This is a genomic window from Pengzhenrongella sp. (assembly GCF_036565025.1).
Lineage (GTDB): Bacteria > Actinomycetota > Actinomycetes > Actinomycetales > Cellulomonadaceae > Pengzhenrongella.
Genome location: NZ_DATCNW010000132.1, coordinates 1 through 6,067 on the forward strand (window position 1 = coordinate 1; position 6,067 = coordinate 6,067).

The 6,067-nt window shown below is 69.3% G+C and carries 5 protein-coding genes; 2 read left to right on the top strand and 3 right to left on the bottom strand.

From position 1 onward, the window contains the following. Window positions 1-408: 408 nt before the first annotated feature. Window positions 409-2,043 (bottom strand): malate synthase A, encoded by a 1,635-nt coding sequence (aceB, locus tag VIM26_RS07435; protein WP_331949717.1) that lies wholly within the window; start codon window positions 2,041-2,043, stop codon window positions 409-411. A 44-nt stretch (window positions 2,044-2,087) separates the two neighbouring features. Then, window positions 2,088-3,407, bottom strand: coding sequence for an isocitrate lyase (gene aceA / locus VIM26_RS07440; protein ID WP_331949719.1), 1,320 nt, complete (start codon window positions 3,405-3,407; stop codon window positions 2,088-2,090). A 149-nt stretch (window positions 3,408-3,556) separates the two neighbouring features. Between aceA and VIM26_RS07445 the strand changes: the two genes are divergently transcribed. Beyond that, window positions 3,557-5,023: a helix-turn-helix domain-containing protein gene (locus tag VIM26_RS07445; RefSeq protein ID WP_331949721.1), complete on the top strand. Its 1,467-nt coding sequence runs from the start codon at window positions 3,557-3,559 to the stop codon at window positions 5,021-5,023. A gap of 64 nt (window positions 5,024-5,087) precedes the next feature. Continuing rightward, entirely contained in the window at window positions 5,088-5,738 is a 651-nt protein-coding gene (locus VIM26_RS07450) for an NADPH-dependent F420 reductase (RefSeq protein WP_331949723.1), read from the top strand. Between the two features lie 60 nt (window positions 5,739-5,798). Here VIM26_RS07450 and VIM26_RS07455 read toward each other — a convergent pair. Further along, window positions 5,799-6,067, bottom strand: a 269-nt coding sequence (locus tag VIM26_RS07455; RefSeq protein WP_331949725.1) for a hypothetical protein, incomplete at its 5' end; no start/stop codon positions are given.

Consider the following 6,067-nt stretch of genomic DNA (forward strand, 5'->3'; position numbering starts at 1 on the left):
AGGAGGGGCCTCAACCGCCGCAAGCGGCGAGGCAACGAACGTCGTGTCGGGCAGATCTCATGACCGCCAGCGGGCAACTTTCATGTCCGCCACCGGGCAACTATTTGGCCGCCTCCGGGAAGTTTCTCGTGTCCGCTGTCATGCCTGGAACTCGCTGGCCGCTTGCGGCCTGCGAGAACGGACAGCAGTCCGTCCGGGTGCGTCTGCACGTGCAGGCGCGGCGACTAGCGGACAGTCACCTCTCGCGTCCTGAAGGATTTCACCTCTGAACCACCTCCTTTCCCGATGCGAAAACGGTACGTCCCGATCCCCGTCATTCCAAGACCTTTTTCGCACAGAGCAGAGCAACCGCCCCTCCACCGTGGCGTGGAGGGGCGGTTGCTCTGCTCTTGCGGGGGTTGGTGCGGGTCAGGCGTTGGCGGTCGCGTGCGTCGGCTTCTTCACCAGGAAGCGTGCGTACGCCGAGATCGTCAGGAACGTCGGGAACGCCTCCGCGAGGGCGACCTCACGGAAGATCGTCTCGGCGTCCTCGAACCGGTCGTCCGCGGTGCGCGGCAGACCGGCCAGCACCTCGGTGAGGATCCGCTCCACGCGCGCCCGGGTGATCCGGTCGCCGTCGGAGGTCACCGTGTTCTGGTGGACCCACTGCCAGATCTGCGAACGCGAGATCTCGGCGGTGGCGGCGTCCTCCATCAGGTTGTCGATCGCCGCGGCGCCCACGCCCCGCAGCCACGACTCGATGTACCGCAACGCGATGCGCACGTTGCCGCGCACGCCCTCGTCGGTCACCTCGCCACCCGCGGACGCGATGTCCAGCAGGTCGGCCGCGGTCACGTGCACGTCCGAGCGCTGACGCTCGACCTGGTTGGGCCGCGAGCCGAGCGCACGGTCGAACACCTCCCGGGCCACCGGGATGAGGTCCGGGTGCGCCACCCACGAGCCGTCGAAGCCGGCGTCGGCCTCGCGCTGCTTGTCCGCGCGCACCTGCTCGAGCGCACGCGCGGTCACCTCCGGGTCACGCCGGTTGGGGATGAACGCCGACATGCCGCCGATGGCGTGCGCCCCGCGCCGATGGCAGGTCGCCACCAGCAGGTCGGTGTAGGACCGCATGAACGGCACCGTCATCTTCACCTCCGCGCGGTCCGGCAGCACGAACCGGGATCCACGGGTACGGAAGTTCTTGATGATGCTGAAGATGTAGTCCCAGCGACCCGCGTTGAGCCCCGCGCAGTGCTCGCGCAGCTCGTACAGGATCTCCTCCATCTCGAACGCCGCCGTGATCGTCTCGATCAGGACCGTGGCCCGGATCGTGCCCCGCGTGATCCCCAGGTACTCCTGCGTGAACAGGAAGATGTCGTTCCACAGCCGCGCCTCGAGGTACCCCTCCAGCTTGGCGAGGTAGAAGTACGGTCCGCTGCCCTGTTCGATGAGCAGCTTCGCGTTGTGGAACGCGTAGAGCCCGAAGTCGACCAGGCTGGCCGACGCCGCCGTGCGCTGGCCCGAGCGGTCCGTGAAGCGCAGGTGCTTCTCGGCCAGGTGCCAGCCACGCGGGCGCATCACGATCGTGGGCATGGTGTCCCCGACGCGGTACTCCTTGCCCTCCTCCGACGTGAAGTCGAGCTTGCCGCGCAGCGCGTTGGCCAGGTTGAACTGGCCACCGACGATGTTCTCCCAGGTGGGAGACGTGGCGTCCTCCAGGTCGGCGAGCCAGACCTGCGCGCCGGAGTTCAGCGCGTTGATCGCCATCTTGCGATCGGTCGGTCCGGTGATCTCCACGCGACGGTTCTCGAGGCCCGGTCCGGCCCCCGCGACGCGCCACGTGGGGTCGGCCCGCACGCTCTGCGTCTCGGGGCGGAAGTCGGGGTCGAGCCCGTCCGCGAACCGGGTCCGGCGCTTCTGCCGCTCGAGCAGCAGGTCGTGGCGCCGGCCGAGGAACCGCGTGTGCAGCGCGGTGACGAAGGCGAGGGCCTGCGGAGTGAGGATCTCGTCGGTACCGGCGACGATCGGTCCGGTGATCTCGAGGTGCGGTGTGGTGGGGAACATGGCGATCTCCGCTCGGGACGTAGAAGGGGTCGGGGGGAAAAGCGTCAGTGCTTGGAGGTGAACTGCGCGGTCTCGGTCGAGCCGACCAGCGCGAGGGTGGCGCTGTTCGGGTTGAGCACCGTGGCGACCTTGTCGAAGTAGCCGGTGCCCACCTCGCGCTGGTGGCGCGTGGCGGTGTAGCCGTCGGCCTCGGACGCGAACTCCGCTTCCTGGAGCTCGACGTACGCGGTCATGCCCTGGCGGGCGTAGCCGTGCGCGAGGTTGAACATCGAGTGGTTCAGCGCGTGGAAGCCGGCCAGGGTGATGAACTGGAACGCGTACCCGAGCGCGGCGAGCTCCTTCTGGAACGACGCGATCTGGTCGTCGTTCAGGTGCGAGCGCCAGTTGAACGACGGCGAGCAGTTGTACGCGAGCAGCTTGCCGGGGAACTTCGCGTGGATCCGGTTCGCGAACTCGGTCGCCAGCGCGATGTCGGGCTCGGCCGTCTCGACCCAGATCAGGTCCGCGTACTCGGCGTAGGCCTCGGCGCGGGAGATGACCGACTCGAGGCCGGGGGTGACCCGGTAGTAGCCCTCGGCCGTGCGCTCACCCGTGAGGAAGGCCTTGTCGCGCGGGTCGATGTCGGACGTCAACAGGTCGGCGCCGAGGGCGTCGGTCCGGGCGATAACGAGCGTGGGCACCCCGGCGACGTCCGCCGCGAGGCGGGCAGCGTTCAGCGTGCGCACGTGCTGCGACGTCGGGATGAGCACCTTGCCACCGAGGTGGCCGCACTTCTTCTCCGCGGCGAGCTGGTCCTCCCAGTGCACCCCGGCGGCGCCGGACGTGATCATCGAGGACATCAGCTCGTACGCGTTGAGCGGGCCACCGAAGCCGGCCTCGGCGTCGGCCACGATCGGCGCGAGCCAGTCACGGACCGGCTCGCCGCCCTCGGTCTGCTCGCTGGCCTCGATCTGGTCGGCGCGCAGCAGGGCGTTGTTGATCCGGCGCACGACCGCAGGCACCGAGTTCGCGGGGTAAAGGCTCTGGTCGGGGTACGTCTGACCGGAGAGGTTCGCGTCGGCGGCCACCTGCCAGCCCGACAGGTAGATCGCCTTGAGGCCCGCGCGGACCTGCTGCACGGCCTGGTTACCGGTCAGGGCGCCGAGCGCGGCAACCCACTCCTCGGAGTGCAGGAGGCTCCAGAGGTTCTCGGCGCCGCGCTGGGCCAGCGTGTGCTCCTCGCGGACCGAGCCGCGCAGTGCGATGACGTCCTCGGCGGTGTAGTCCCGGCTGATGCCGGCCCAGCGCGGGTCGGTCGCCCACTGCTTGCTGAGCTCAGCGGCGGTCTGGTTCTCGTCGCCGGTGCGGTTCGTTGCGGTGCTCACGATGATCCTCCATTGGTTCTCGTTCGGCCTGATGAGAAGAACTTTGACAGAAGGTCAATGGGTCTTCACCACCAATCTCCGCAGAAGAACCTCGATTCTTCTGCCATGCGAAACATCCCGTGATGGGCATCCGTGAGGCACGCTGAGGTATGGCAACTACTGCGAGTCCCGCTGCCGAGCCTGCAGAGCTCGACACCCTGCTGCTCGGCCGGCGCATCCGGCACCTGCGCACCGCGGCCGGCATGACGCTCGACGACCTCGGCCTCGCTATCGGGCGGGCGGCCTCCCAGGTCTCCATGCTGGAGAACGGCCGTCGCGAACCGGGCCTCTCGATGCTACACTCCGTCGCCGCCGCCCTCGGGGTCCCGCTCACGGACCTGCTCGCGAGCGAGCCGCCGAGCCGGCGCGCGGCGCTCGAGATCCAGCTCGAGCGGGCCCAGCGCGGCGGATTGTTCGCCGGGCTCAACCTGCCGGACGTCAAAGTCGGCAAGTCCCTGCCGACCGACGCGCTCGAGACGATCCTCGGGCTGCAGGGCGAGATCCAGCGGCTGCTGGCCGAGCACGCCGCCTCCCCCGAGGAGGCCCGCCGGGCCAACTCCGAGCTGCGCGCGACGATGCGCGCGCAGGACAACTACTTCCCCGAGCTCGAGGCGCACGCGCGCAAGTTGCTCGCCGCCGTCGACCACCCCGGAGGTCCGCTCTCCCAGCGCGGCACCGCCGACATCGCCGCGCACCTCGGCTTCTCCCTGCACTTCGTGCACGACCTGCCGCACTCGACGCGCTCGGTGACCGACCTGGAGAACCGGCGGATCTACCTGCCGCACGCCCTCACGTCGTCGAACGACCCGCGCTCCACGCTGCTGCAGGCGATCGCGAGCCATGTGCTCGGGCACACCGAGCCGAAGGGGTACGGCGACTTCCTGCGCCAGCGGGTGGAGAACAACTACCTGGCGGCCGCGATGCTGGTCTCCGAGGACAGCGCCGTGGGTCTGCTGCGGGAGGCCAAGGCGGAGCGCCGGCTGTCGGTGGAGGACCTGCGCGACGCGTACGCCGTCCCGTACGAGACCGCGGCGCACCGGTTCACCAACCTGGCCACCAAGCACCTCGGCATCCCGGTGCACTTCATGAAGGCGCACGAGAACGGCACGCTGCACAAGGCCTACGAGAACGACGGCGTGAAGTTCCCGAGCGACCCGCTCGGCTCGATCGAGGGGCAGCCGGTGTGCCGGCACTGGACCGCGCGGGTGGTGTTCTCGATCCCGGACCGGTTCAACCCGTTCTACCAGTACACGGACATGCCGTCGGGCACGTACTGGTGCACCTCGCGCGTGCAGGGCTCGGACGACGGCGAGTTCTCGGTGAGCGTGGGCGTGCCGTTCGCGCACGTGCGCTGGTTCCGCGGCCGGGAGACGACCGAGCGGTCCGCGTCGCGCTGCCCCGACCCGGACTGCTGCCGCCGCCCTCCGGCCGAGCAGGCCGAGCGCTGGGCCACGAAGTCCTGGCCGAGCGCCCGCCCGCACGCGAGCCTGCTGGCGGCCCTGCCGACCGGCACCTTTCCCGGCGTGGACCAGACCGAGGTCTTCACCTTCCTGGACAAGCACGCCCCCCAGGCCTGACCGGCGAAAACCCGACCCCCCGGGGGACTGGAACAGTTGGGGTGTTATCGGAGTTAATGAGCCTATGGCGACCATCGGATTCATCGGGGCAGGACGCATCGGCGGCACCATCGCGCAGCTGGCCATCAGGGCCGGCTACGACGTGGTGATGAGTAACTCGCGGGGGCCGGAGACGCTCGTCGACCTGGTCGCCGAGCTCGGGGACAGTGCACGCGCAGCCACCGCCTACGAGGCGGGCGAGGCGGGCGACTTCGTCGTCGTGACGATCCCGCTCAAACACTACCGAGCGGTCCCCGTCGAGCCCCTGGCGGGCAAGGTCGTGGTCGACACGAACAACTACTACGCCGAGCGGGACGGCCACATCGCCGAGCTCGACGCCGAGACGACGACGTCGAGCGAGCTGCTCCAGGCGCACCTGCCCACCTCGCGGGTCGTCAAGGCCTTCAACCACATCCGGGCGTCCGAGCTGCGCAGCGACGGCACGCCGCCGGGCACGCCGGATCGCCGCGCGCTCGCCATCTCCGGCAACGACCACCAGGCCATGGGCATGGTCGCCCACCTCATCGAGAAGATCGGCTTCGACGTGGTCGACAACGGCCCGCTGGCCGAGAGTTGGCGGATGCAGCCGGGCAGCCCGGCATATCTGGGCCGGTTCGACGTCGTGGCCCTCGAGCAGGCGCTCGCCGAGGCCCGGCGGTCCGTCTCGGTCGACTGAGCCTGCTGGAAGCCGCGCGACGCAAACCCCCGAAACCCGTAACGTCCGAGCGTTGACGTCCTATAGCGCACGTTCCGCACTTCGCCGGGGCGAAGTTCGGGGGTTTTGGTCGGGTCTTTCGGCGGTGTAGGCGGTGGGGTTGAGTCCGAAGAGGTTGAGGACTTGGTGGTGCAGGGTGGTGAGCTCGGGTGGGTAGGTGGCGATGAGGGTGCCCTGGGCGTAGATGTGCTGTCGGGCGGTGGTCGCGAAGATCGCCAGGATTCGTTCGGCGGAGGGCGCGGTGCAGGGGCGGAACTCGGGGTAGATCGCGATGGTGGTCGTCTTGGTGT

Excerpts from the sequence above, each read along its gene's own strand:
- aceB (WP_331949717.1), bottom strand. The coding sequence starts at position 2,043 with ATGTTCCCCACCACACCGCACCTCGAGATCACCGGACCGATCGTCGCC.
- VIM26_RS07445 (WP_331949721.1), top strand. The coding sequence starts at position 3,557 with ATGGCAACTACTGCGAGTCCCGCTGCCGAGCCTGCAGAGCTCGACACC.
- VIM26_RS07450 (WP_331949723.1), top strand. The coding sequence starts at position 5,088 with ATGGCGACCATCGGATTCATCGGGGCAGGACGCATCGGCGGCACCATC.